Consider the following 25439-nt stretch of genomic DNA (forward strand, 5'->3'; position numbering starts at 1 on the left):
ATAATAAAAAGCCTGGCGTTGAAGTCCGCCGCCAAGTGATGGGCGACGCTTTCGTCGATCGCGCGCTGGGCAATGCCACCGAGTTCACCCAGCCCCTGCAGGACTTCGTCAACGAGCATGCCTGGGGCGGCGTCTGGAACCGCGAAGGCCTGCCACTGAAAACCCGCAGCCTGATCACCCTCGCCGCGCTGACGGCGTTGAAGTGTCCGCAGGAACTGAAAGGCCATGTGCGCGGTGCGCTGAACAACGGTTGCACCGTGGAGGAAATTCGCGAGGCGCTGCTGCATTGCGCGGTGTATGCCGGAGTGCCGGCGGCCATCGACGCGTTTCGGGCGGCGCAGGAAGTGATCGATAGCTACAAGAAGCCGGAGTAATCGTCGGTATTGGTGGTGATCGTTCGGCCGTCTTCGCGAGGCCCGATAAAACACAACAAATCCGGAAGCTAGATCCACCCGCCCCACTGCAACAAAAAAATCCCGACGTTGGTGGTGACCGCCGCCATCAAGGTGGTGATCACGATGATCGCCGCCGCCAGTTCGTGATTGCCATTGGCCTGGCGGGCCATGACAAAGCTGGCCGCGGCGGTCGGACTGCCGAAGTACAGGAACAGAATGCCCAGTTCCGCCCCGCGAAACCCCCAGAGCCAGGCCCCCAGCGTTGCCAGGATCGGCAGGCTGATCATCTTCACCAGGCTTGAACTCAGCGCCATCGAGCCGCTTTTGCGCAGTGCCGCCAGCGACAGGGTGCCGCCGATGCAGATCAACGCCAAGGGCAAGGTGGTTTGCGCCAGGTACTGCCCCGAGGTCTCCAGCCAACCCGGCAAACCGATCTTGAAGTAGGCAAACGGCGCCGCCGTAAACACACTGATGATCAGCGGGTTGATCATCACGCTTTTAAAGATGCTCCACGGGTCGGACTTGATCACCGGGCTGTACACCGCCAGCACGATGGTCGAAAGCGTGTTGTAGAGCAGGATCACCAGTGCCGCGAGAATCGCCCCAAGGGAAATCCCATAGTCACCGTACATGCTCGCTGCCAGCGCCAGGCCGATCACCCCATTGTTGCCGCGAAACGCACCCTGGGTGTAGATGCCCCGGTCTTCCCGTGGGCACTTCCAGATCGCCCAGCCCCAGGCAATGGCAAAACAGACCAGGGTGGCGATAGAGAAGTAGATCAGCAGTGCCGGTTGCAACGCGGCGTGCAGGTCGGCATGCAGGATGCCCAGGAACAGCAATGCCGGCATGGTGACGTTGAACACCAGGGCTGACGCGGTGTGAATGAAGTTGTCGTTGATCCAGTCGATGCGCTTGAGCAGCACCCCCAGAAACAGCATGGCAAACACCGGCGCGGTGATGTTCAGGGTTTCGAGGAAGATAGCCAGCATGCCGGGGGTCACCTTGGGTGGGCGTCGTCAGGGGGCGAATGATAAGCCACCTGGGACGTTGGCGTCTGGTAGAACGCCTTCGCGGGCAAGCCAGCTCCTACAGGTCCGCGTCGTATGCATATTTTGTGCTCGACACAAATCCTGTAGGAGCTGGCTTGCCAGCGAAGCAGTCGACTCGGTCTTACGTGATCGGCGCCGGGTTGAACAAGGTAATGTCGTTATGCAGCTTGTGCCGCTCCGCCCACGTTTGCTTCTTGCCGCTGGCCACATCCAGGTAGTAGTGGAACAACTCCCACCCAAGGTCCTCGATCGAAGCCCGCCCGGTCGCGATCCGTCCGGCATCGATGTCGATCAGGTCCGGCCAGCGCTGCGCCAGTTCGGTCCGGGTCGAGACCTTCACCACCGGTGCCATCGCCAAACCATAGGGTGTGCCGCGACCGGTGGTGAACACATGCAGGTTCATCCCCGCCGCCAGTTGCAAGGTTCCGCAGACAAAATCACTGGCCGGCGTCGCACAGAAAATCAGCCCTTTGCGCTTGAAGCGCTCGCCAGGGCCAAGCACCCCATTGATTGCACTGCTGCCGGACTTGACGATCGAGCCCAGTGACTTCTCGACGATGTTCGACAGCCCGCCCTTCTTGTTGCCCGGCGTGGTGTTGGCGCTGCGATCCGCCTCGCCCTTGGCCAGATAACGGTCGTACCAGTCCATTTCCCGCACCAGTTCCTGGGCGACTTCTTCGGTTTCGGCGCGGGACGTCAGCAGGTAAATGGCGTCGCGCACTTCAGTGACTTCGGAGAACATCACCGTCGCGCCAGCCCGCAGCAACAAGTCCGAGGCGTAGCCCAGCGCCGGGTTGGCGGTGATGCCGGAGAACGCATCGCTGCCACCGCACTGCATGCCGAGGATCAATTCTGACGCCGGCACGGTTTCCCGGCGACGCTGATCGAGCTTCTTCAAACGGGTCTCGGCCAGCGCCATGATCTGCTCGATCATCTCGCTGAAGCCATGACTGGAATCCTGCAAGCGGTACAGCCAGGGTTCGCTCAAATCCACCGAGCTGTCGTTCTCGTGCATCACCTGCCCGGCCTGCAACTTCTCGCACCCCAGGCTAATGACCAAGGCTTCGCCACCCAGGTTCGGGTTGCGCGCCAGGTTGCGCACGGTGCGGATCGGGATGTACGCGTCAGTCGCGGTAATCGCCACACCGCAGCCGTAGCTGTGGGTCAGCGCCACCACGTCATCGACGTTCGGGTACTTGGGCAGCAACTCGTCCTTGATGCGCTTGACCGCATGGTCCAGCACACCCGTGACGCACTGCACGGTCGTGGTAATCCCAAGAATGTTGCGCGTGCCGACGGTGCCGTCGGCGTTGCGGTACCCCTCGAACGTAAAGCCTTCCAGCGGCGCCTGTGCCGCCGGCACCTCGGTGGACAGCGGCAAGCTGTCCAGCGGTGGCGCGGTCGGCATGCGCAGTTGATCTTCCTTGACCCAGCTGCCGCGTGGAATCGGGTGTAACGCGTAGCCAATGGTCTGGCCATAGCGAATCACCTGGCCGCCCTCGGGAATATCTTCCAGGGTGACCTTGTGGCTCTGCGGCACGAAGTCCAGGGTGACCAGGCCGTCCGCAAACTCGGTGCCGGCCGGCACCCCCTGATCGTTGACCACGATGACCACGTTGTCCCGCTCGTGCAGGCGGATGTAGCGCGGCGAATCGGAATGTTCAATCAACTGCATGACGCCGCTCCTCAGGAATGCGCTTGAGACAATTTGTTATGGGTTTCAGGACCGCTGACTGGCGGCTCCTTGAGCACCACACGCTTGATCGGGCCCACGATCACCAGATAGCTGAACACTGCGACCAGTGCGTTGCAACCGACGAACACCAGCGCCCATTTGAACGAACCGGTGGAGCTGATGATGTAACCGATCACGATCGGGGTGGTGATTGACGCGATGTTACCGAAGGTATTGAACAGGCCACCGCTCAGACCGGCGATCTGCTTCGGCGAGGTGTCGGACACCACCGCCCAGCCCAACGCACCCACGCCTTTGCCGAAGAACGCCAGGGCCATGAAGCCGACGACCATCCATTCCACGTCCACGTAGTTGCAGGCCACGATACTGCTGGACACCAGCAAGCCGGCGATGATCGGCGCCTTGCGGGCAAAGGTCAGCGAGTGGCCCTTGCGCAGCAGGTAGTCGGAAATCACCCCGCCGAGCACACCACCGATAAAGCCGCAGATTGCCGGCAGCGAGGCAATGAAACCGGCCTTGAGGATGGTCATGCCGCGCTCCTGTACCAGGTACACCGGGAACCAGGTCAGGAAGAAGTAAGTGATGCCGTTGATGCAATATTGGCCCAGGTACACGCCGAGCATCATGCGGTTGGTCAGCAGCTGGCGGATGTAGTCCCACTTCGGACCGTCGACCTTTTTGCCTTTGCCTTTGTCCTGGTCCATGTCGACCATGCCGCCGTTGTCGGCGATGTGCTTGAACTCGGCTTCATTGATCCTCGGGTGTTGGCGCGGGCTGTAGATCACCTTCAGCCAGATCCCGGAGAAGATGATACCGATCACGCCCATGACGATGAACACGTGCTGCCAGCCGTAGCTGTAGACGATCCAGCCCATCAACGGTGCGAACAACACGGTGGCAAAGTACTGCGCCGAGTTGAAGATCGCCGAGGCCGTACCGCGCTCTGCCGTCGGGAACCAGGCCGCGACGATGCGTGCGTTACCGGGGAAGGATGGCGCTTCGGCCAGGCCTACCAAAAAGCGCAGCATGAACAGCGCAACCACCGCCGTAGACATGCCGAACTCGCCGACATAGCCCTGGAGCACGGTGAACAGCGACCAGGTGAAAATGCTCAGCGCGTAGATTTTTTTCGAACCGAAACGGTCCAGCAGCCAGCCACCGGGAATTTGCCCGGCCACGTAGGCCCAACCGAATGCGGAGAAGATATAGCCGAGGGTGACCGCGTCGATGCCTAGGTCTTTTTGCAGGCTGGAGCCCGCGATGGCGATAGTGGCCCGGTCGGCGTAGTTGATGGTGGTCACCAGGAACAGCATGAGCAAAATCAAATAGCGGACGTGGGTTGGCTTGGTCGCTTGCATGTAGATGTACTCCCACTGATTATTTTTATGCGGGGTGAAACGGGTGTGCCTCCTCTGTAGGAGCTGGCTTGCCAGCGAAAGCGGTGTGTCATTCAACAGTGTGTCGACTGATACGCCGCCTTCGCTGGCAAGCCAGCTCCTACAGGGGGTCGCGGTATCGATGCCGATACCGCGGCGTTTCCTGTCAGGAACCGATGTAGCTGGTCTTCACGACCGTGTAGAACTCTTGCGCATAGCGACCTTGCTCGCGAGATCCATAGGATGAACCTTTACGCCCGCCGAATGGAACGTGGTAGTCCACGCCCGCCGTCGGCAGGTTGACCATCACCATCCCGGCCTGGGAGTGGCGCTTGAAGTGGTTGGCGTACTTCAGCGACGTGGTGGCGATGCCCGCCGACAGACCGAACTCGGTGTCGTTGGCCATTTCCAGCGCAGCGTCGTAATCGGCCACGCGCACGATGTTGGCCACCGGGCCGAAGATCTCTTCGCGGCTGATGCGCATGGCGGCTTCGCTGTCGGCAAACAGCGTTGGCGCAAGGTAGTAGCCTTCGGTGTCGCAGGTCACCAGACCACCGCCGCTGACCAGGCGCGCACCTTCGGACTGGCCGATGTCGATGTACTTCATGTCCTGTTCAAGCTGGGCTTGCGAGACGACCGGACCGATATCGGTGCCGGTTTTCAGCGCGTGGCCGACCTTGATCGACTTCATGCGCTCGGCCATGGCGTCGACGAACTGATCGTGAATCCCGGCAGTGACGATGAAACGGCTCGAAGCGGTGCAACGCTGGCCGGTGGAGTAGAAGGCACTCTGCACCGACAGCTCGACCGCTTGCTTGAGGTCGGCGTCGTCGAGAATGATCTGCGGGTTCTTGCCGCCCATTTCCAACTGCACCTTGGCCTGGCGCGACACGCAGTTGACGGCGATCTGACGACCGACACCCACCGAGCCGGTGAAGCTGATGCCGTCGACTTTAGGGCTCTGCACCAGCGCATCGCCCACCACTCGACCGCTGCCCATCACCAGGTTGAACACGCCGGCCGGGAAGCCGGCGCGGGAGATGATTTCCGCCAGCGCCCAGGCGCAACCCGGTACCAGGTCCGCCGGTTTCAGCACCACGCAGTTGCCGTAGGCCAGGGCCGGAGCGATTTTCCACGCCGGGATCGCGATCGGGAAGTTCCACGGGGTGATCAGACCGACCACGCCCAGCGCTTCGCGAGTGACTTCCACATTGACGCCCGGACGTACCGATGGCAGGTAGTCGCCGGACAGGCGCAGGCACTCACCGGCGAAGAACTTGAAGATGTTGCCGGCGCGGGTCACTTCGCCGATGGCTTCGGGCAGGGTCTTGCCCTCTTCCCGAGCCAGCAGAGTGCCAAGCTCTTCGCGGCGGGCGAGGATTTCAGTGCCGACTTTATCCAGTGAATCGTGGCGAGCCTGAATGCCCGAAGTGGACCAGGCCGGGAACGCGGCGCGAGCGGCGTCGATGGCAGCGTGGACCTGAGCCAGATCGGCCTTGGCGTATTCACCGATGGTATCGGTCAACTCCGATGGGTTGATGTTGGCGCTGTAGTCGGCACCGGTGACCCATTGGCCGTTGATGTAGTTATCGAAACGCTTTGTATCAGCCACAATCTTTCTCCTGAACATAAGAGTCCTGACGCAAAAGGCCGCTGATTGCTCAGCGGCCTTCCTCAATCGGTTTTTTTTACTGGGCGCCCTGCTTGTCGATCAGCGCGGCCAGAGCTTCGTACTCTTCCGGCAGCAGATCGGTCAGCGGCGCACGCACAGGACCTGCGTCATAGCCGACAATTTTTGCCCCGGCCTTAACGATGCTCACCGCGTAACCGGCCTTGCGGTTACGGATATCCAGGTACGGCAGGAAGAAGTCGTCGATGATCTTGCCGACAGTGGCGTGATCTTCCCGGGCAACGGCGTGGTAGAAATCCATCGCGGTTTTCGGGATGAAGTTGAACACCGCGGACGAGTAAACCGGTACGCCCAGCGCCTTGTAGGCTGCGGCGTAGACTTCCGCGGTCGGCAGCCCGCCCAGGTAGCTGAAGCGATCGCCGAGGCGGCGACGGATCGACACCATCAACTCGATATCGCCCAGGCCATCCTTGTAGCCGATCAGGTTCGGGCAGCGCTCGGCCAGGCGTTCCAGCAGCGGCGCGGTCAGGCGGCAGACGTTACGGTTGTAAACCACCACGCCGATTTTCACCGATTTGCACACGGCTTCAACGTGGGCAGCCACGCCGTCCTGGCTGGCTTCGGTCAGGTAATGCGGCAACAGCAACAGGCCCTTGGCGCCCAGACGCTCGGCTTCTTGAGCGTATTCGATGGCTTGACGGGTCGAACCGCCGACACCGGCCAGAATCGGCACGCTGGTTTCGCAGGTGTCGACGGCGGTCTTGATGATTTCCGAGTATTCGCTGGCCGCCAGAGAGAAGAACTCACCGGTGCCGCCTGCGGCGAACAGTGCCGAGGCGCCGTATGGGGCCAGCCATTCGAGACGCTTGATGTAGCCCGCGCGATGGAAATCGCCCTGAGCATTGAAATCGGTAACCGGGAAAGACAGCAGACCGGAAGAGAGGATGGACTTCAGTTCTTGTGGATTCATTATTCGAACACCCTGGGTAGCGACGTTATGTATGAGAAAAGCGTTCAGCCTGCGCTGAAGTTGTAGGTCATCGTACAACTTAAAAAATAACCGTCAACTGCATTTCATCGCCGAGGGTGAAAATTGTTCGACAAGATGGGCTGATGACTAATGCTTCAGGGCCTTTGCCGCAGAAAAAAAGCGTGCAAAAACACCGCACCCGATGGGGCGTTTAGGAGATACGTTGTCGGAAGAGGGAATGAGAGATTAGCGAGGGTAGCTTGTTTCGGCACAGACCCAGAGAATTGCGGCAGGGCTGCGGCCCCCTTCGCGAGCAAGCCCGCTCCCACATGGGATCGAATATGAACACAGGGTTTGTGAACACTCGCAATTTACTGTGGGAGCGGGCTTGCTCGCGAAGGCGGCCTGTCAGGCAATGGATTTACTGAGTCAAATGTTTACCCCCGCTGCGCCTCAGCCTCTTCATGGGCATGACGCAACCGCTCACGGCTGTTGGTCAGATGCAATCGCATCGCTGCACGAGCCGCATCGGAATCCTGGCGGGCAATCGCGTCGTAGATCTCTTCGTGCTCACGGCTCAGGCGATTCATGTAGTGCTGCTGGTCATCATGGGCCAGGCGTGCCGAGTTCAGTCGCGTACGCGGGATGATGCTGGTGCCCAGGTGGGTCATGATGTCCGTGAAGTAACGGTTGCCCGTCGCCAGGGCGATTTGCAGGTGGAACTGGAAGTCCGACGCCACGGCATCACTGGCGTGGGAGACACTTTCATTCAACGCGTCCAGCGCCGCTCGCATCAGCGCCAACTGCTCGGCGCTGCGACGCTGGGCGGCCAGGCCGGCGGATTCTACTTCCAGGCTGATGCGCAGTTCGAGAATCGCCAGCACGTCACGCAGGGTGACCACGGTCGCCGGGTCGATTCGAAAACCACTCGGGCTCGGGGTATCGAGCACGAAGGTGCCGATGCCATGACGGGTTTCAACCTGCCCTGCCGCCTGCAACCGCGAAATCGCCTCGCGCACCACCGTACGGCTGACGCCATGGGCCTCCATGATCGCCGACTCGGTGGGCAATTTGTCACCGCGCTTGAGGTGACCGTCGCGAATCTGCTCGGACAGCACCGTCACCAATTCCTGTGCGAGGCTGCGGCGCTTGCGAGGGAGGCGTGGCGTGTCGATCGGGTTTTCCATGGTGAACGTCATTCTCGAAAAATTCGGCTGAATCCGCATCATAGCTCAACGCGGTTGTACGATCACCCACCCCCCCTGTAGGAGCTGGCTTGCCAGCGAAAGCGGTGTGTCATTCAGCATCTTCGCTGACTGACACACCGCCTTCGCTGGCAAGCCAGCTCCTACAGGGATGGTGGTGTTCAGGCCGTCACGGCCTGGTCCACCAGATGCCCATTCTCGATACGAATGTGCCGTGGATGGAAGCGTTTCAGGCTGCTGCGATGCCCGACGCTGACGATGCTCAAGCCCGGTATCTCATCGATCAACGCTTGATACAGCGACGCCTCATCCTCTTCATCCATCGCCGAGGTCGCTTCGTCCATGTACAGCCATTGCGGGGCATAGAGCAGCGCACGGGCAAAGGCCAGACGTTGCTGTTCACCCGGCGACAGCATGCGCTGCCAGTGATTGGCTTCGTCCAGTCGCGCCACCAGATGCGGCAGGCGGCAGGTTTCCAGCACATGAACGTAGCGCTCGTGCGGGTAGGTATCGCCGGCCTGTGGATAACTCAACGCCTCGCGCAGCGTGCCAATCGGCAGATAGGGTTTTTGCGGCAGGAACAGATACCGCGCCGCCGGCAGACGAATACTGCCGTGGCCCGCTGGCCACAAATGCCCCATTGCCCGCAGCAAGGTCGACTTGCCGCTGCCGGAACGGCCGCTGAGCATGACGCGCTCGCCCTCCTCCACGGTCATGTCGGCGCTGGTCAGCAGGTGACGACCGTCCGCCAGGTCGAGGCCCAGGTTGTGTACCTTCAACTCCGGGCCCGAATTCTGCACGTCGATCATCGGCGCGCGCTCTTCGTTATCGGTCATCGCCTGGCGGAAACTCAGCAGACGATCACAGGTGGCGCGCCAGGAGGCGAGGTTCTGGTACGCGCTGATGAACCAGCTGAAGCTCTCCTGCACGTTGCCGAACGCCGAGCTGATCTGCATCAGCTCACCCAGTTCGATCTTGCCCGCGAAGTAACGCGGCGCGGCGACCATGAATGGAAAGATGATGGCGGCCTGGCTGTAACCGGCTGTAAAGAACGTCAGGCGCTTGGACACCTTCATGATGTCCCAGAAGTTGTGCCAGACCAGGCCAAAACGACTGCTCAAGCGACGGTTTTCATTCGGCTCACCGTTATAGAGCGCGATGCTTTCGGCATTCTCGCGAATCCGCACCATGGAGAAACGCAGGTCAGCTTCGAAGCGTTGTTGCTGGTTGTTCAAGCCGATCAGGCGACGACCGATCAAATGCGTCAGCCAGCTGCCGATCACCGCATAGACCAGCACACACCAAAACATATATCCGGGAATGGTAAAACCGTAGACTTCAATACTGCCCGACACACCCCACAGGATGATCGAGAACGACACCAGGCTGACAATATTGCGCAGCAGTCCAATGCCCAGTTCCAGGGTGTTCGAGGTGAAGTTGTTGAGGTCTTCGGAGATCCGCTGATCCGGGTTATCGGTGTAACCGCCTTGCTCGAGCTGGTAGTAATTCTTGTTGCCTAACCAGCGGGCGAAATGCTTTTCGGTAAGCCATGCCCGCCAACGGATGGTCAGCATCTGGGTCAGGTACAGCCGGTATACCGCGCCGACAATCGCTACCGCCGCAATCCCGCAGAAATACAGGATCAACCGCCAAAACGCAGCATCATCCTTTTGTTGCAGGGCATTGTAGAAATCCTTGTACCAGGTGTTGAACCACACCGAAATGCCCACGCTGACCAGCGACAGTGCGATCACCGCGATCAGCAACGTCCAGGCCTTGCCCTTCTCTTCGCTGCGCCAGTAAGGCGTGATCATCGCCCAGACTTTGCGAAAAAACTGCCCGCGCACAGCATCATTGACCGCGGAATATTCAGCGTTCTGATTCATGGAAAAGGCTCATTGGAGAAAAGAACACACACGAACCGATCATAGATGATCAGTTCGTGTTGTAACGCGATGGGACAACAATTGTTCAGCACCGGTTCAGCGACGGACCGGGCGCTTCTGCAGTTTGCGCTGCAGCGTGCGGCGGTGCATGCCCAGGGCGCGGGCCGTGGCGGAGATGTTGCCTTCGTGTTCGGTCAGCACGCGCTGGATGTGTTCCCATTGCAGGCGGTCCACGGACATCGGGTTTTCCGGCACCAGGGTGTCGAGGTCGGCGTGCTCGGACAGCAAAGCCGCCAGCACGTCATCGGCGTCCGCCGGTTTGCACAGGTAATTGCAGGCGCCGCGCTTGATCGCCTCGACGGCGGTGGCGATGCTCGAGTAACCGGTGAGGATCACCACGCGCATTTCCGGGTCCAGCTCCAGCAGCTTGGGCAACAGCACCAGGCCGGAATCGCCGTCCATTTTCAGGTCCAGCGCCGCATAGTCCGGCAGATCGGCCTGGGCGATGATCAGGCCTTCTTCGGCAGAACCGGCAGTGCTGACGCGAAAGCCGCGACGGGCCATGGCACGGGCCATGACGCGGGTAAACGTTGCGTCGTCGTCTACCAGCAGCAAATGCGGCAGTTCTTCGCCTTCGCCTTCGACTTGAATCTCGTCACTCATGTTCGTCTCCTCGGGCGACACGGGGCAGGCGCAGCTCGGTGAGCGTGCCGCCTTCCTCATGACTGTAGAGTTTCACTGAGCCGCCGGCGCGTGTCACGCTGGCCTTGCTCAAAAACAGGCCCAGGCCGAAACCTTTGCCCTTGGTGGTAAAAAACGGCTTGCCGATCTGCTCGGCAATGGCCAGCGGCACACCGGCACCGTGGTCGCGGATGCTGATGGTCAAATCCTCGGCATTCCAGTCCAGCGTCACTTGCAGCCCTTCGGGGCAAGCATCGGCGGCGTTATTGAGCAAATTCAGCAGCGCCTGGGTCAGGTCCGGCGGTGGCGCCATGCGTGGCACGGTGCCCTGGCCCAGGCGCTGGAAGCGATAACTGGCTTCCGGACGCATCAGGTGCCAGCGGTTCAGGGCTTCGTCGAGCCAGTCGGTGACGTCCTGCATCTCCACCGCCAACCGGCGATTGGCCTCCGCTGCCCGAACCAGCTGCTGCAAGGTTTGCTTGCACAGCTTGACCTGATCCTGCAGCACACTCAGATCGTCCTGCAACATCGGGTCGTGGTGGTCCTGGCGCATTTCCTTGAGCAACACGCTCATGGTCGCCAATGGCGTGCCCAATTCATGGGCGGCGCCGGCCGCCTGGGTCGCGACGGCCAGCAGCTGCTGGTCGCGCAGGCCCTCTTCGCGACGAATGGCACGCAGCTCTTCCTGACGGCGCAACTCCTCGGCCATGCGCGCGGCAAAAAAGGTAATGACCGCCGCGGCCAGGGCGAAACTCAGCCACATCCCGTACACCTGCAGATTTTCCCGAGCGATCGGGAAGGTTTGCAGCGGGTAGAAACGCGCCAGCAACAGGGTGTACATCGTCAACGCGATACCGGACAGAATCACCGAATACCGCCACGGCAAGGTCACCGCGGCAATGGTCAGCGGCACCAGGTAATAAGAGACGAAGGGGTTGGTCGAGCCGCCGGAGAAATACAGCAGGGCACTGTGGATAAACAGGTCGCATGCCAGTTGCACGGCGTACTCAAGCTCGGTGACCGGCCACGAGGTACGCAGGCGAATCGCCGTGAACGCACACAACAGCATCGAGCAGCCGAGGGTCGCGGCCAGTTGAAACCAGGGCAGCGGCAGCAGCTCGAGCCAGTAAGCCAGGCCCACGGAACCGGCCTGGGCGGCCAGCACCAAAGTGCGGATGAACGTCAGCCGCCAGAGATTCTGGCGAGTCGCGGAAGTGATTTGAACGGGGGCGAGCATGAGCTCTCCTGATGAGCGCTCCAGGCGGATCGCAGGGAGTATAACCAAGCACGGGGGCTGGCAGGCGAAAGTGCGGCAAACGGCCACATGGCAGACCGAATCCTGACGCGCACCCCTGTAGGAGCTGGCTTGCCAGCGAAGGTCGTCAACGATAACGCGTGCAGTCAGGATAAACGCGGCGCCTATGCGTCCTTCGCTGGCAAGCCAGCGCCTACAGCCAGCGCCTACAGAGAGACCGCGGCCACCGGCCAATCATCTGTATAGAAGTTGTAACTGTGCGAACCGGATCATTAAAGTTAGAGTCTGATGGTTTCACGCAGGCTCGGACCTTAACCCCTGCGCATCGTCCAAGGAGTTTTCATGCACAGTTTCCGCCGCAGCGCCGCCCTTCTTGCCCTTAGCGTTGGCACCGTCGCCAGCCTCCCGGCCCTGGCCGCCGACGAGCTGCATTACAATCAGATCGCCCTGCGCGCCGAAGTCAGTCAGGAAGTGGCCCGCGACCTGATGATCGTGACGCTCTACACCGAAGAACAGAACAGCGACCCGGCCAAACTTGCCGCCGACGTCAGCACCACCATGAACAAGGCGCTGGCCCAGGCCAAGCAGGTCAAGGACATCACCCTGCGCCAGGGCAGCCGCAACAGCTACCCGATCTACGACACCAAGGGCCAGAAAATCACCGGCTGGCGTGAACGCGCCGAACTGCGCCTGGAAAGCTCGGACTTCGCTGCCCTGTCGAAACTGACCGGCGAACTGCTCACCGACCTGAAAATGGGCGGCATGGACTTCGCCATCGCCACGCCAACCCGCAAGGCCAGCGAAGACGCGCTGCTCAAAGACGCGGTCACCGCCTTCAAGGCCCGCGCCCAACTTGCCACCGACGCGCTGGGCGGCAAGGGCTACAAGATCGTCAACCTGAACCTCAACAGCAACGGTTACCCACAGCCGTACATGCGTGGGCCGATGATGATGAAAGCCGCCAGCATGGATGCCGCCCCTGTGACCCCGGAAGTCGAAGCGGGCACCAGCCAGGTCAGCATGACGGCGGACGGGTCGATTGAAGTGTTGATGCCTTGATTCGTTGACCCGTACCAAAAACGGCGATCACCCACGTGATCGCCGTTTTTTTGCCAGGCCAAAACCCGCTGAGTGCCTACAATATGAAGGTATAAATAAGTAACACCGCACCCCAACAGGGTGCGCCGATCACTTCGCGCGCCCTTTGCCAGTGCGCAGATTGCACCGAAAAAACCCTGCGCAAACGTTCAAATGCGCAGGTATTTATACATTTGCGACATTAAGGTACGTTCGTGCCACTGTTTAAGGCTTGTTGCTGTTCGGGAACTTGCATTGGGTATGGCCCCTGCATAAGTATCCGCAGGCACGACTCACGAGGTCGTCCTCTAATTCCAAAAATGACAACAAATCATGAGGCCACCATGCTTAAACACGCGGTCATTCCGTTTTTAGTCGGCGCGAGCTTGTTAGCCAGCGCACCCTTCGCCCAAGCCGCGACTAACCTGGTGTTCTGCTCCGAAGGGAGCCCGGCCGGTTTTGATCCTGGCCAGTACACCACCGGAACCGACTTCGACGCCTCTGCAGAAACCATGTTCAACCGCCTGACTCAATTCGAGCGCGGCGGCACCGCCGTTATTCCTGGCCTGGCGACCAGCTGGGACATTTCCCCGGACGTGCTGACCTACACCTTCCACCTGCGTGAAGGCGTCAAGTTCCACACCACCCCGTATTTCAAACCGACTCGTGAGTTCAACGCCGACGACGTGCTGTTCACCTTTAATCGCATGATTAACAAGGATGACCCGTTCCGCAAAGCGTACCCGACCGAATTCCCGTACTTCACCGACATGGCCATGGACACCAACATCGCCAAGGTCGAGAAGGTTGACGATCGCACGGTCAAATTCGTGCTCAACAGCGTTGATGCAGCCTTCATCCAGAACCTGGCCATGAGCTTCGCCTCCATCCAGTCCGCCGAGTACGCTGCCCAGCTGCTCAAGGATGGCAAGCCCGGCGACATCAACCAGAAGCCGATCGGCACTGGCCCGTTCGTGTTCAAGAGCTACCAGAAAGACTCCAACATCCGCTACACCGGGAACAAGGACTACTGGAAGCCTGAAGACGTCAAGATCGACAACCTGATCTTCGCCATCACCACCGACCCGTCGGTACGTATCCAGAAGCTGAAGAAAAACGAGTGCCAGATCACCTTGTTCCCTCGTCCTGCCGACCTCAAGGCACTGCGCGAAGACAAGACCCTGAAGCTGCCGGAACAGGCCGGGTTCAACCTGGGTTACATCGCCTATAACGTCATGCCCGTGCTCAAGGGCCGCACCGACAACAACCCGTTGGCCGACCTGCGGGTCCGTCAGGCGCTGGACATGTCGGTGAACAAGCCACAGATCATCGATTCGGTGTACCAGGGCGCCGGCCAGCTGGCCGTCAATGCCATGCCGCCCACCCAATGGTCCTATGACACCACCATCAAGGATGCCAAGTACGACCCTGAGAAAGCCAAGGAGCTGCTCAAGGAAGCCGGCATCAAGGAAGGGACCCAGATCACGCTGTGGGCCATGCCGGTTCAGCGTCCGTATAACCCGAACGCCAAACTGATGGCTGAAATGCTGCAGTCGGACTGGAAGAAAATCGGTCTGAACGTCAACATCGTCAGCTACGAATGGGGCGAGTACATCAAGCGCTCCAAGGGTGGCGAGAACCAGGCGATGATCATCGGCTGGAGCGGCGACAACGGTGACCCGGACAACTGGCTCAACGTGCTGTTCGGCTGCGACTCGCTGAGCGGCAACAACTTCTCCAAATGGTGCGACAAGGACTTTGACAAGCTGGTCAAAGAAGCCAAGAAGACACCTGACCAGGCCAAGCGCACCGAACTGTACAAGCAGGCGCAACACCTCCTCAAAGACCAGGTTCCCATGACACCTATCGCTCACTCGACGGTGTTCCAACCCATGCGCGCCAACGTGCAGGATTTCAAGATCAGCCCATTCGGCTTGAACTCCTTCTACGGCGTCAGCGTCAGCAAATAAGGGTGCGCAACGGCGATTATTGAAGTCGCCGTTGCGTTATCTACCGAGAAAGTAGGAATTGGCCTACATCATGATCCGCTGCGTACTACAGCAGCGGTATCGGACGTGTTGCCTTTTCCCACAAGCCTTTCGGAACCTTCGTATTTACTGCCGGACCCAAGGTTCATACCGTCGGGATCTGACCAGTTAGCCCGTGGGCTCTCGGTTATTGCTGCACGTCATGGCTTGGGATCAGTGGGGCCTCCTCGTTCCCGGACGGGCAACGTCTCATTGTCAAAAACACTAAAAAGAGCGAGCGTCATGCGCCATTCCTTGATTTTTTCCGCATTGCTGGGCACCGGCCTGCTGGCCGCCACTTCCATCAGCCAGGCCGCCAGCAACAGCCTGGTGTTCTGCTCCGAAGGCAGCCCGGCGGGTTTCGATACCGCGCAGTACACCACCGCGACCGATAACGACGCGGCCGAGCCGCTGTACAACCGACTGGCAGAATTCGAAAAAGGCGCCACCAACGTAGTCCCGGGGCTGGCAACCCGTTGGGATATTTCCGAGGACGGCCTCAAGTACACTTTTCACCTACGCGAAGGGGTGAAATTTCACACCACTGCGTACTTCAAACCAACCCGCGACTTCAATGCCGATGACGTGCTGTTCACGTTCAATCGCATGCTCGATCCGCAGCAACCCTTCCGTAAGGCTTACCCGACTGAATTCCCGTATTTCAACGGGATGAGCCTGAACAAGAACATCGCCAAGGTCGAAAAAACCGGGCCGCTGACCGTGGTCATGACGCTTAACAGCGTGGACGCCGCGTTCATCCAGAACATCGCCATGAGTTTCGCCGCCATTCTTTCGGCCGAATACGCCGATCAGTTGCTGGCGTCCGGCAGGCCGAGCGACATCAACCAGAAGCCGATCGGCACTGGCCCGTTCGCGTTCAAGAGTTACCAGAAAGATTCGAATATCCGCTACACCGGCAACAAACAGTACTGGGACCCGAGCCGGGTCAAGCTCGACAACCTGATCTTCGCCATCAACACCGACGCCTCGGTGCGGGTGCAGAAGCTCAAGGCCAACGAGTGCCAGATCACCCTGCATCCGCGCCCTGCCGACGTGACTGCGCTGAAGAACGACCCGAAGCTCAAGCTGATCGAGAAGCCTGGTTTCAACCTGGGCTACATCGCCTATAACGTGCGTCACAAGCCGTTCGACCAACTCGAAGTGCGCCAGGCACTGGACATGGCGGTGAACAAGCAAGGCATTCTCAACGCCGTCTACCAGGGTGCCGGTCAACTGGCGGTCAACGCCATGCCGCCGACCCAGTGGTCCTACGATGAGACCATCAAGGACGTCGCCTACAACCCGGAAAAAGCCAAGGAATTGCTCAAGGCCGCCGGCGTCAAGGAAGGCACCGAGATCACCCTCTGGGCGATGCCGGTCCAGCGTCCTTATAACCCCAACGCCAAATTGATGGCCGAGATGCTCCAGGCCGACTGGGCGAAGATCGGTCTCAAGGTCAAGATTGTCAGCTACGAATGGGGCGAGTACATCAAGCGCACCAAGAATGGCGAACACGACGTCAGCCTGATCGGCTGGACCGGTGACAACGGTGACCCGGACAACTGGCTCGGCACGCTTTACAGCTGCGACGCCATTGGCGGCAACAACTACTCCATGTGGTGCGATCCGGCTTACGACAAGATGATCAAGCAGGCCAAGGTCGTCACCGACCGCGACCAGCGCACCGTGCTCTACAAACAGGCTCAGCAATTGCTCAAGCAGCAAGTGCCGATCACGCCTGTCGCTCACTCGACGGTCAACCAGCCGTTAAGCGCCAAGGTCGAAGGATTCAAGGTGAGTCCTTTCGGCCGCAACGTGTTCTCGGGTGTCAGCCTGGAAAAATAACCGATTAGCCACAACCGCCGGGGGCGCTTGCGCCCTCACGCAAGCGTATTGCCGCAATTCGTCGAATTGACCTGCAGCAAACGTTTGCGATGCCTTGAAAGTGCTTAAACCAATAGCCGGATCACCAAAAAAAGACCGGCATAAAAAAAGAAACCAAGGAGCTTCACCCATGAAACTGAGCAGCACCGCGTTATTGGCCCTGGCCATCAGCAGCGTCACCGCCACGGCCTACGCAGAATCCCAAAGCCAGGCGTTTACCCCGGTTACCGTGAAAGAGAAAAGTGCCCAAAGCGAAGCCACCGGCTTCGTTGAAGGTCAGTCGATCAGCGGCACCACGCGTAACTGGTATGCGAACGAGCAACTGAAACGGGGCGGCCAGTTCGCTTACAAGAAAAACGGCGTGTCGACCGATACGGATCGTCGGATCAACTGGGTGCAAGGCACCATCATCAAGTACAACTCCGGTTTCACCGAAGGCACCGTGGGCATCAGCACCGAAGTGGCGGCCTACAACGCCATTGCCCTGGATCGTGATCGCAAGGACCTGGCCTCCAACAACGGCGGCGCACCGGGCACGCGTCCAGGCGCAGGCAACAACCGGACCCTGACCGAAGAAGGCGGCGACGCCGTCGACCAGTGGAGCAAGCTGGGCCTGGCCAACGTCAAGGCCCGTGTCTCCAACACCACCCTGACGGCCGGTCGCCAGAACTTCAGCAGCCCGATGGTCGATGTGATCGGTAACCGCCCACTGCCTTCAAGCTTCGAGGGTGTGAGCCTGCACAGCGAAGAGCTGGAGAACCTGTCCTTCGATGTCGGCACCTTCGATCGCAACTCTCCGCGTACGGAACAGAGCCAGCGCAAGTTCCGCACCGAATATGCCAACGGCATCGTTGAAAGCGATCACGTCCACACCGCGGGCATCACCTACACGCCATTTGCCAGCCTGACCACCAGCCTCTGGGCCACCCAGGCCGAAGACATCTGGAACCAGTACTACTTCGGCGCCAGCCATGTACTGGGCGACAGCTCGATCCTGAGCCTGACCACCGGCCTGAACTACTACAAGACCCAGGAAGAAGGCAAAGCGCTGATCGGCAATATCGACAACGACACCTACTCCCTGTCGCTCGGCCTGACCCACCTGGCCCACAGCCTGACCTTCTCGTACCAGGAAATTAACGGTAACGAGTACTTCGACTACCTGCACGAAACCAACGGCATCTACCTGGCCAACTCCCTGCTGTCGGACTTCAACGGCCCGAACGAGAAATCCTTCCAGGTGGCCTACGGCCTGAACATGGCCGAATACGGCGTGCCGGGCCTGAAGTTCAACCTCTACAGCGCACGCGGCTGGGGGATCGACGGTACTCACTACAAGGGTAACGAAGGCGTGGCGGGCAAAGGCTACGACGGTATCCAGGCCCAGGATGGCGAACATCACCAGGAATACGGGATCGGCGCTGCGTACGCGGTGCAGAGCGGCCCGCTCAAAGCCACTGCGATCCGCGCGACCTACACCACGCACCGCGCCAGCGAAAACCAGGCGGATGGCAGCATCAACGAGTTCCGTCTCGTGACCACCATCCCGTTCAACATTCTGTAAAACGCCCGCCAGACGACTGACTCATCATGGTCGGCCGTCTGGCTTGGGTCCTTTAACCGATTGCAGAGGGTTCTTGATGAACATGCTCGCCCTACGTGCGGCCATCGCTGCCGCGTTGCTGAGTGCCGCTGTCGGCGTCTCGGCCAAGCCCCTGGTGGTTTGCACTGAAAACAGCCCGGAAGGCTTTGACACGGCCCTGTACACGACTGCAGTCACCGCCGATGCCGCAGCCGAAACCATCTTCAACCGCCTGGCCGACTTCAAGCCCGGCACCACCGAAGTGATTCCGGCGCTGGCCGAATCCTGGGACATCAGCGAGGACGGCCTGACCTACACCTTCCACCTGCGCAAAGGCGTCAAGTTTCACACCACCGACTACTTCAAGCCGACCCGCGACATGAATGCCGACGACGTGCTCTGGAGCTTCCAGCGGCAACTGGACCCGAATCACCCGTGGCACAAACAATCGAGCGTGGGCTTCCCGTACTTTGAAAGCATGGGCTTCAAGGAGCTGCTCAAGAGCGTCGAGAAAGTCGACGACACCACCGTCAAGTTCACCCTGACCCGCCGCGAAGCGCCGTTCCTGGCCGACATCGCCATGGCGTTCGCCTCGATCTACTCCGCCGAATACGCCGACCAGTTGCTCAAGGCCAACAAGACCGGCGACCTGAACAACAAACCGGTCGGTACCGGCCCCTTTGTTTTCCAGCGCTACAACAAGGACGCCCAGGTTCGCTTCAAGGCCAACCCGGACTACTTCCGTGGCAAACCGCCGGCAGACGCGCTGATCATGGCGATCGCCACCGACAACAACGTGCGCCTGCAGAAACTCAAGGCCAACGAGTGCCAGGTTGCGCTGTATCCGAAGCCGGATGACATCCCGAGCATCAAGAAAGACAGCCACCTGAAGGTTGATGAACTGAACGCGATGACCGTTTCGTACATCGCCATGAACACCACTCACAAGTACATGAGCGATGTGCGGGTGCGCAAAGCCATCGACATCGCCTTCGACAAGGAAGCGGCGGTCAACGCCCTGTTCGGCAAGGGCAATGCCACGGTGGCAGTCAACCCGTACCCGGACACCTTGCTGGGCTACAACCACACACTGACCAACCCGCCCCGCGACCTGGACAAGGCGCGCGCCTTGCTCAAGGAAGCCGGCGTACCGCAAGGCACGGTGTTTACCCTGTTCACCCGCAACGGTGGCGGGGCTACCAATCCGAACCCGATGCTCGCCGCGCAGATGATGCAGGCTGACCTGGCGAAGATCGGCCTCACGCTCGATATTCGCGTCATGGAATGGGGCGAGATGCTCAAGCGCGCGAAAAACGGCGAACACGACATGGTGGCGGCCGGATGGGCGGGCGATAACGGCGACCCGGATAACTTCCTGACGCCTATGCTCAGTTGCGAGGCGGCTAAAAACGGCGAAAACTACGCGCGCTGGTGCAACGAGAAGTTCCAGGCGTTGCTCGATGAAGCCCGGGCCACAGTGAACCCGGACGAACGCGCGGCGCTCTATGAGCAAGCCCAGGCGATTTTCAACCAGGACCAGCCATGGATCAGCATGGCGCATACCCGTATGTTTACCGCAATGCGCAACAACGTAGAGGGTTATCACATTAGCCCGCTCACCACGAATAACTTCGCCACCACTCAGGTGAAGTAGATAAGAAAATTCCCGGTGTCCCTGACCCCAGGGACGCCGGGCACGCCTAACCGGCTGATGAGGTACACCACACGATGTTTAGTTTTATTGCCCGCCGACTGGGGTTGTTGATCCCTACGTTCTTCGGCATCACCTTGCTGACTTTCGCGTTGATTCGCATGATTCCGGGCGACCCCGTGGAAGTGATGATGGGTGAACGTCGGGTCGACCCCGAAATGCATGCTCAGGCAATGGAACGCCTTGGTCTGAACAAACCCCTGTATGCCCAATACCTGGATTACATCGGCAAACTGGCCCAGGGCGATCTCGGCGAATCCCTGCGCACCCGGGAAAGCGTCTGGACCGAGTTCAGCTCGCTGTTCCCCGCGACCCTGGAACTGTCCATGGCCGCCCTGCTGTTCGCCGGCATCCTGGGCCTGCTGGCCGGGGTGATCGCGGCACTCAAGCGAGGATCCCTGTTCGACCACGGGGTGATGGGCATCTCCCTGGCGGGGTATTCGATGCCGATCTTCTGGTGGGGCCTGATCCTGATCATGTTCTTCTCGGTGAGCCTGGGCTGGACCCCGGTGTCCGGACGGATCGACCTGCTCTACGACATCGAGCCGCGGACCGGCTTCATGCTCATCGACACCTTGCTGGCCGATGACATGGGCGCATTCCTGGATGCGTTGCATCACCTGATCCTGCCGGCCATCGTGCTCGGTACCATCCCGCTGGCGGTGATCGCGCGGATGACCCGTTCCTCGATGCTCGAAGTGCTGCGTGAGGACTACATCCGTACCGCCCGCGCCAAAGGCCTGTCGCCGTCGCGCGTGGTGTTCGTCCACGGCCTGCGCAACGCGCTGATTCCGGTGCTGACCGTGGTCGGCCTGCAAGTCGGCACGTTGCTGGCCGGTGCGGTCCTGACCGAAACCATCTTCTCCTGGCCCGGCATCGGCAAGTGGCTGATCGAAGCCATTGGCGCACGGGATTATCCCGTGGTGCAGAACGGCATCCTGTTAATCGCCTGCCTGGTGATTCTGGTCAACTTCGTGGTGGACATCCTCTACGGCTTTGCCAACCCACGCATTCGTCATCAGCGCTGAGATCATCATGACCATGACCACTCCAGCTTCAACTTCAAATCAAGCGGTAACAGTCGATCAAAGCCTGCTGTACCCGTCGCCGTACAAAGAATTCTGGCACGCCTTCTCCCGCAACAAAGGCGCCGTTGCCGGCCTGATGTTCATGCTGCTGATCATTTTCTGCGCGATCTTCGCGCCGTGGGTTGCCCCGCATAACCCGAGCGAGCAATACCGCGATTTCCTGCTGACCCCGCCGTCCTGGCTGGAAGGTGGGCAGATCCAGTTCCTGCTCGGCACCGATGAACTGGGGCGCGACCTGCTGTCGCGGCTGATCCACGGTTCGCGCCTGTCCCTGCTGATCGGCTTGTCGTCGGTGGTGATGTCGCTGATCCCCGGGATCCTGATGGGGCTGTTCGCCGGGTTCTTCCCGCGCATTCTGGGTCCGACCATCATGCGTCTGATGGACATCATGCTGGCCCTGCCGTCCCTGCTGCTGGCCGTGGCGATTGTCGCCATCCTCGGCCCTGGCCTGATCAACACCATCATCGCGATCGCCGTGGTTTCGTTGCCGTCCTATGTTCGTCTGACCCGCGCCGCGGTGATGGGCGAATTGAATCGCGACTACGTGACCGCCGCGCGCCTGGCCGGTGCCGGTCTGCCGCGCCTGATGTTCGTCACCGTGCTGCCCAACTGCATGGCGCCGCTGATCGTTCAGGCCACCTTGAGCTTCTCCTCGGCGATTCTCGATGCCGCGGCACTGGGCTTCCTCGGCCTTGGCGTACAACCGCCAACCCCTGAGTGGGGCACCATGCTGGCTTCGGCTCGCGACTACATCGAACGCGCCTGGTGGGTCGTCAGCCTGCCTGGCTTGACCATTTTGCTCAGCGTGCTGGCAATCAACTTGATGGGCGACGGCTTGCGCGATGCGCTGGACCCGAAACTCAAGAACGCCGCCTGAGGAGATTCACATGTCACTGTTGGAAATCAAGAATCTCAACGTTCGCTTCGGCGACAAGAACGCCGTTCCGGTGGTCGACGGGCTCGACATCACCGTGGACAAGGGCGAAGTGCTGGCCATCGTTGGCGAGTCGGGGTCCGGCAAGTCCGTGACCATGATGGCGTTGATGGGCCTGATCGAACATCCGGGGATCGTCACCGCCGACGCCCTGAATTTCGACGGCAAGAACATGCTCAAGCTCAGCAACCGCCAGCGTCGGCAAATCGTCGGCAAAGACCTGGCCATGGTCTTCCAGGACCCGATGACCGCGCTGAACCCGAGCTACACCGTCGGTTTCCAGATCGAAGAAGTGCTGCGCCTGCATTTGAAAATGTCCGGCAAGCAAGCCCGCGCCCGCGCCATCGAGCTGCTGGAAAAAGTTGAAATCCCGGGCGCCGCCAGCCGCATGAACGCCTACCCGCATCAACTGTCCGGCGGCATGAGCCAGCGCGTGGCGATCGCCATGGCGATTGCCGGCGAACCGAAACTGCTGATCGCAGACGAACCGACCACTGCGCTGGACGTGACCATTCAGGCGCAGATCATGGACCTGCTGCTGGCCCTGCAAAAAGAACAGAACATGGGCCTGGTGCTGATCACCCACGACCTCGCGGTCGTGGCCGAAACCGCCCAGCGTGTGTGCGTGATGTACGCGGGGCAAGCGGTCGAAGTCGGTCAGGTGCCACAGTTGTTCGACATCCCGGCCCACCCGTACAGCGAAGCGCTGCTCAAGGCGATTCCGGAACACAGCCTCGGGGCCGCGCGCCTGTCGACCCTGCCGGGCATCGTTCCCGGTCGTTACGACCGTCCGCAAGGCTGCCTGCTGTCGCCGCGCTGCCCGTACGTGCAGGACAACTGCCGCACGCAACGTCCGGGCCTTGACCCGAAAAGCAACAGCCTCGCCCGCTGCTTCTACCCGCTGAATCAGGAGGTGGCGTAATGGCCGTCGTACTTACCGCCCGCAACCTGACCCGTCACTACGAAGTGTCCCGGGGCCTGTTCAAGGGCCACGCCACCGTGCGTGCCCTGAACGGTGTGTCGTTCGAACTGGAAGCCGGCAAGACCCTCGCCGTCGTCGGCGAATCGGGTTGCGGCAAATCCACCCTGGCCCGTGCCCTGACCCTGATCGAGGAGCCGTCCTCCGGCTCCTTGAAAATCGCCGGGCAGGAAGTCGCCGGCGCCGACAAGGCCCAACGCAAGCAATTGCGCAAAGACGTGCAGATGGTGTTCCAGAGCCCGTACGCCTCGTTGAACCCGCGGCAGAAAGTCGGTGATCAGCTGGCCGAACCGCTGCTGATCAATACCAATCTTTCAGCGGCTGAGCGCCGTGAAAAAGTCCAGGCGATGATGAAGCAAGTAGGCTTGCGCCCTGAGCACTACCAGCGTTATCCGCACATGTTCTCCGGCGGTCAGCGCCAGCGGATCGCCCTGGCCAGGGCAATGATGCTGCAACCGAAAGTGCTGGTGGCGGACGAACCGACTTCGGCGCTGGACGTGTCGATCCAGGCGCAGGTGCTGAACCTGTTCATGGATTTGCAGCAAGAGTTCAACACCGCCTACGTGTTCATCTCCCACAACCTGGCGGTGGTGCGTCACGTGGCCGATCACGTGATGGTGATGTACCTCGGCCGCCCGGTGGAAATGGGCCCGAAGGAAGACATCTACACCCGTCCCCTGCACCCTTACACCCAGGCGCTGTTGTCGGCGACGCCGACCATCCACCCGGACCCGGACAAGCCGAAGATCAAGATCGTCGGCGAACTGCCCAACCCGCTGAACCCGCCGTCCGGCTGCGCCTTCCACAAGCGCTGCCCGTACGCGACCGAGCGCTGCAGCACTGAAGAGCCAGCCCTGCGCCTGCTGGACAGCCGGCAGGTAGCGTGCCACTACGCCGAGCAATTCCTCGACGGCGCGGCATAAGCAAATCTGGAATCGACACAAAAAAACTGTGGGAGCGAGCTTGCTTGCGAAGGTGGAGGATCAGTCAATGAAAGTATCGACTGACATACCGCTTTCGCGAGCAAGCTCACTCCTACAGGGACTGCGTTTCACCTAGGGTCAAGGGTTAACCAAACCTCTTCCACCGCGATTGCACATCAGTCGATGTAGAAGAGGTTTTCTTTTGCCTGCGTTTCACGTCTGGCTGTCGTCCTCGCCCTCGTCACCGTCCATCGAATCGTCATCGCCCGCGCTACCAGCCTGGCCCTGGTCACCGGGCTCAGATTCGGATTTGGCGATCATCGTCTCGCCCTGCGTGCCCTGCCAATTCCAGGCTTGCTTGTCATGCCCCTGACATTCCGCCCACGCCGCCGACGAACCGAGGGACAGCAGCACCAACACCTTCAGCAACAACACAACGCGTATAAACATGCTCATAGCCGATTCCCTCCTGCCCGCGGCGAACCCGGATGCCGTGGCGTTTGTGCGAGATTCAGTTGCGATCGAGCGGGTTCTCAAACCAGGACGTTGATGATCGCCGGGAAATGCCATGGATGCAGAGAATGGTTTTGCATAATCGCTATGGCGAATGGTTATTTAACAGGCGTTAGATGCCCCTGTAGGAGCGAGCTTGCTCGCGATGGTGGTCAAGTCAACATCTGCTTAGCTGACACTCCATCGCGAGCAAGCTTGCTCCTGCAAGATGTTCGCGATACCCCTGAGCTGCCGAAGGCTGCGATCTTTTGATCTTTTGTTTGCGACACAAAAAAACCCCGCAGCTTTCACCACGGGGTTTTGGATGTAACCAATCAGCGCTTAGTGATGCTCACGCGTTGCGCGGAATTTCACGTCCGGCCAGCGCTCTTCCATCAGTGCCAGGTTGACCCGGGTCGGGGCCAGGTAGGTCAGGTGACCGCCGCCGTCGATGGCGAGGTTTTCCACAGCCTTGATCTGGAACTCTTCGAGCTTCTTCTTATCGCTGCAATCGATCCAGCGCGCGGAATAGACGGTGATCGGCTCGTAGGAGCACTCGACCTTGTATTCCTCTTTCAAACGGCTGGCGACCACAT

The 25439-nt window shown here is 60.2% G+C and carries 20 protein-coding genes and 1 pseudogene; 10 read left to right on the forward strand and 11 right to left on the reverse strand.

What is annotated here, in order from left to right; genetic code table 11:
• Positions 1 to 38 precede the first annotated feature (38 nt).
• Positions 39 to 374, forward strand: coding sequence for a carboxymuconolactone decarboxylase family protein (locus BZ163_RS24880; protein WP_371916829.1), 336 nt, complete (start codon positions 39 to 41; stop codon positions 372 to 374).
• A 68-nt stretch (positions 375 to 442) separates the two neighbouring features.
• On the opposite strand, the gene BZ163_RS24885 is transcribed toward BZ163_RS24880, so the two are convergent.
• From BZ163_RS24885 to BZ163_RS24925, 9 genes are all read right to left on the reverse strand, one after another.
• The gene (locus tag BZ163_RS24885; protein ID WP_128873027.1) at positions 443 to 1384 is read right to left on the reverse strand and encodes an AEC family transporter; all 942 of its coding nucleotides are present in this window, start codon (positions 1382 to 1384) and stop codon (positions 443 to 445) included.
• A gap of 181 nt (positions 1385 to 1565) precedes the next feature.
• The gene (gene garD, locus BZ163_RS24890) at positions 1566 to 3119 is read right to left on the reverse strand and encodes a galactarate dehydratase (RefSeq protein WP_128873028.1); all 1554 of its coding nucleotides are present in this window, start codon (positions 3117 to 3119) and stop codon (positions 1566 to 1568) included.
• An 11-nt stretch (positions 3120 to 3130) separates the two neighbouring features.
• The gene (locus BZ163_RS24895; protein ID WP_128873029.1) at positions 3131 to 4498 is read right to left on the reverse strand and encodes an MFS transporter; all 1368 of its coding nucleotides are present in this window, start codon (positions 4496 to 4498) and stop codon (positions 3131 to 3133) included.
• A 184-nt stretch (positions 4499 to 4682) separates the two neighbouring features.
• The gene (locus BZ163_RS24900; RefSeq protein ID WP_128873030.1) at positions 4683 to 6128 is read right to left on the reverse strand and encodes an aldehyde dehydrogenase family protein; all 1446 of its coding nucleotides are present in this window, start codon (positions 6126 to 6128) and stop codon (positions 4683 to 4685) included.
• Between the two features lie 76 nt (positions 6129 to 6204).
• Entirely contained in the window at positions 6205 to 7116 is a 912-nt protein-coding gene (gene kdgD / locus BZ163_RS24905) for a 5-dehydro-4-deoxyglucarate dehydratase (RefSeq protein ID WP_128873031.1), read from the reverse strand.
• Positions 7117 to 7553: 437 nt separating this feature from the next.
• Entirely contained in the window at positions 7554 to 8303 is a 750-nt protein-coding gene (locus tag BZ163_RS24910; protein ID WP_178084719.1) for a FadR/GntR family transcriptional regulator, read from the reverse strand.
• 179 nt (positions 8304 to 8482) lie between these two features.
• Positions 8483 to 10210: an ABC transporter ATP-binding protein/permease gene (locus BZ163_RS24915; RefSeq protein ID WP_128873032.1), complete on the reverse strand. Its 1728-nt coding sequence runs from the start codon at positions 10208 to 10210 to the stop codon at positions 8483 to 8485.
• Between the two features lie 96 nt (positions 10211 to 10306).
• A complete protein-coding gene (locus tag BZ163_RS24920) occupies positions 10307 to 10873 on the reverse strand; it encodes a response regulator transcription factor (protein ID WP_128873033.1) in 567 nt (188 codons plus the stop codon).
• Complete coding sequence (locus BZ163_RS24925) at positions 10866 to 12128, reverse strand: ATP-binding protein (RefSeq protein WP_128873034.1); 1263 nt, start codon at positions 12126 to 12128, stop codon at positions 10866 to 10868. Before BZ163_RS24925 ends, BZ163_RS24920 begins: the two co-directional genes overlap by 8 nt.
• A gap of 360 nt (positions 12129 to 12488) precedes the next feature.
• Between BZ163_RS24925 and BZ163_RS24930 the strand changes: the two genes are divergently transcribed.
• The 9 genes from BZ163_RS24930 to BZ163_RS24970 all read left to right on the forward strand — a co-directional run bounded on the left by BZ163_RS24930 (position 12489) and on the right by BZ163_RS24970 (position 24351).
• The gene (locus BZ163_RS24930) at positions 12489 to 13205 is read left to right on the forward strand and encodes an SIMPL domain-containing protein (RefSeq protein ID WP_128873035.1); all 717 of its coding nucleotides are present in this window, start codon (positions 12489 to 12491) and stop codon (positions 13203 to 13205) included.
• Positions 13206 to 13567: 362 nt separating this feature from the next.
• Positions 13568 to 15193 (forward strand): ABC transporter substrate-binding protein, encoded by a 1626-nt coding sequence (locus BZ163_RS24935; protein ID WP_128873036.1) that lies wholly within the window; start codon positions 13568 to 13570, stop codon positions 15191 to 15193.
• A gap of 300 nt (positions 15194 to 15493) precedes the next feature.
• Positions 15494 to 17095, forward strand: coding sequence for an ABC transporter substrate-binding protein (locus BZ163_RS24940; RefSeq protein ID WP_128873037.1), 1602 nt, complete (start codon positions 15494 to 15496; stop codon positions 17093 to 17095).
• Between the two features lie 169 nt (positions 17096 to 17264).
• A complete protein-coding gene (locus tag BZ163_RS24945; RefSeq protein WP_128873038.1) occupies positions 17265 to 18698 on the forward strand; it encodes an OprD family porin in 1434 nt (477 codons plus the stop codon).
• A 76-nt stretch (positions 18699 to 18774) separates the two neighbouring features.
• A complete protein-coding gene (locus BZ163_RS24950) occupies positions 18775 to 20370 on the forward strand; it encodes an ABC transporter substrate-binding protein (RefSeq protein WP_128873039.1) in 1596 nt (531 codons plus the stop codon).
• A gap of 74 nt (positions 20371 to 20444) precedes the next feature.
• The gene (locus BZ163_RS24955; protein WP_128873040.1) at positions 20445 to 21455 is read left to right on the forward strand and encodes an ABC transporter permease subunit; all 1011 of its coding nucleotides are present in this window, start codon (positions 20445 to 20447) and stop codon (positions 21453 to 21455) included.
• Between the two features lie 13 nt (positions 21456 to 21468).
• Complete coding sequence (locus tag BZ163_RS24960) at positions 21469 to 22392, forward strand: ABC transporter permease subunit (RefSeq protein WP_128873047.1); 924 nt, start codon at positions 21469 to 21471, stop codon at positions 22390 to 22392.
• A 10-nt stretch (positions 22393 to 22402) separates the two neighbouring features.
• Positions 22403 to 23371, forward strand: a complete 969-nt coding sequence (locus BZ163_RS24965) for an ABC transporter ATP-binding protein (protein ID WP_128873041.1) — start codon at positions 22403 to 22405, stop codon at positions 23369 to 23371.
• Positions 23371 to 24351, forward strand: coding sequence for a peptide ABC transporter ATP-binding protein (locus BZ163_RS24970; RefSeq protein WP_064679758.1), 981 nt, complete (start codon positions 23371 to 23373; stop codon positions 24349 to 24351). The genes BZ163_RS24965 and BZ163_RS24970 overlap by 1 nt, the downstream gene beginning before the upstream one ends.
• A 213-nt stretch (positions 24352 to 24564) precedes the next feature.
• Here the strand turns inward: BZ163_RS24970 and BZ163_RS24975 are convergent, their stop codons facing one another.
• Both BZ163_RS24975 and prfC read right to left on the reverse strand, forming a co-directional pair.
• The gene (locus tag BZ163_RS24975) at positions 24565 to 24807 is read right to left on the reverse strand and encodes a hypothetical protein (RefSeq protein WP_128873042.1); all 243 of its coding nucleotides are present in this window, start codon (positions 24805 to 24807) and stop codon (positions 24565 to 24567) included.
• Positions 24808 to 25185: 378 nt separating this feature from the next.
• Positions 25186 to 25439 (reverse strand): annotated as a pseudogene (gene prfC, locus BZ163_RS24980) (peptide chain release factor 3); the annotation flags it as partial.

It is taken from the genome of Pseudomonas sp. VI4.1, from assembly GCF_002029345.1.
Classification (GTDB): Bacteria; Pseudomonadota; Gammaproteobacteria; order Pseudomonadales; family Pseudomonadaceae; genus Aquipseudomonas.

What these genes read in the sequence shown, in the direction of transcription:
- BZ163_RS24880 (WP_371916829.1), top strand. Translation starts at nt 39, where the DNA reads ATGGGCGACGCTTTCGTCGATCGCGCGCTGGGCAATGCCACCGAGTTC.
- BZ163_RS24885 (WP_128873027.1), bottom strand. Translation starts at nt 1,384, where the DNA reads ATGCTGGCTATCTTCCTCGAAACCCTGAACATCACCGCGCCGGTGTTT.
- garD (WP_128873028.1), bottom strand. Translation starts at nt 3,119, where the DNA reads ATGCAGTTGATTGAACATTCCGATTCGCCGCGCTACATCCGCCTGCAC.
- BZ163_RS24895 (WP_128873029.1), bottom strand. Translation starts at nt 4,498, where the DNA reads ATGCAAGCGACCAAGCCAACCCACGTCCGCTATTTGATTTTGCTCATG.
- kdgD (WP_128873031.1), bottom strand. Translation starts at nt 7,116, where the DNA reads ATGAATCCACAAGAACTGAAGTCCATCCTCTCTTCCGGTCTGCTGTCT.
- BZ163_RS24910 (WP_178084719.1), bottom strand. Translation starts at nt 8,303, where the DNA reads ATGGAAAACCCGATCGACACGCCACGCCTCCCTCGCAAGCGCCGCAGC.
- BZ163_RS24915 (WP_128873032.1), bottom strand. Translation starts at nt 10,210, where the DNA reads ATGAATCAGAACGCTGAATATTCCGCGGTCAATGATGCTGTGCGCGGG.
- BZ163_RS24920 (WP_128873033.1), bottom strand. Translation starts at nt 10,873, where the DNA reads ATGAGTGACGAGATTCAAGTCGAAGGCGAAGGCGAAGAACTGCCGCAT.
- BZ163_RS24925 (WP_128873034.1), bottom strand. Translation starts at nt 12,128, where the DNA reads ATGCTCGCCCCCGTTCAAATCACTTCCGCGACTCGCCAGAATCTCTGG.
- BZ163_RS24930 (WP_128873035.1), top strand. Translation starts at nt 12,489, where the DNA reads ATGCACAGTTTCCGCCGCAGCGCCGCCCTTCTTGCCCTTAGCGTTGGC.
- BZ163_RS24935 (WP_128873036.1), top strand. Translation starts at nt 13,568, where the DNA reads ATGCTTAAACACGCGGTCATTCCGTTTTTAGTCGGCGCGAGCTTGTTA.
- BZ163_RS24940 (WP_128873037.1), top strand. Translation starts at nt 15,494, where the DNA reads ATGCGCCATTCCTTGATTTTTTCCGCATTGCTGGGCACCGGCCTGCTG.
- BZ163_RS24945 (WP_128873038.1), top strand. Translation starts at nt 17,265, where the DNA reads ATGAAACTGAGCAGCACCGCGTTATTGGCCCTGGCCATCAGCAGCGTC.
- BZ163_RS24950 (WP_128873039.1), top strand. Translation starts at nt 18,775, where the DNA reads ATGAACATGCTCGCCCTACGTGCGGCCATCGCTGCCGCGTTGCTGAGT.
- BZ163_RS24955 (WP_128873040.1), top strand. Translation starts at nt 20,445, where the DNA reads ATGTTTAGTTTTATTGCCCGCCGACTGGGGTTGTTGATCCCTACGTTC.
- BZ163_RS24960 (WP_128873047.1), top strand. Translation starts at nt 21,469, where the DNA reads ATGACCACTCCAGCTTCAACTTCAAATCAAGCGGTAACAGTCGATCAA.
- BZ163_RS24965 (WP_128873041.1), top strand. Translation starts at nt 22,403, where the DNA reads ATGTCACTGTTGGAAATCAAGAATCTCAACGTTCGCTTCGGCGACAAG.
- BZ163_RS24970 (WP_064679758.1), top strand. Translation starts at nt 23,371, where the DNA reads ATGGCCGTCGTACTTACCGCCCGCAACCTGACCCGTCACTACGAAGTG.
- BZ163_RS24975 (WP_128873042.1), bottom strand. Translation starts at nt 24,807, where the DNA reads ATGAGCATGTTTATACGCGTTGTGTTGTTGCTGAAGGTGTTGGTGCTG.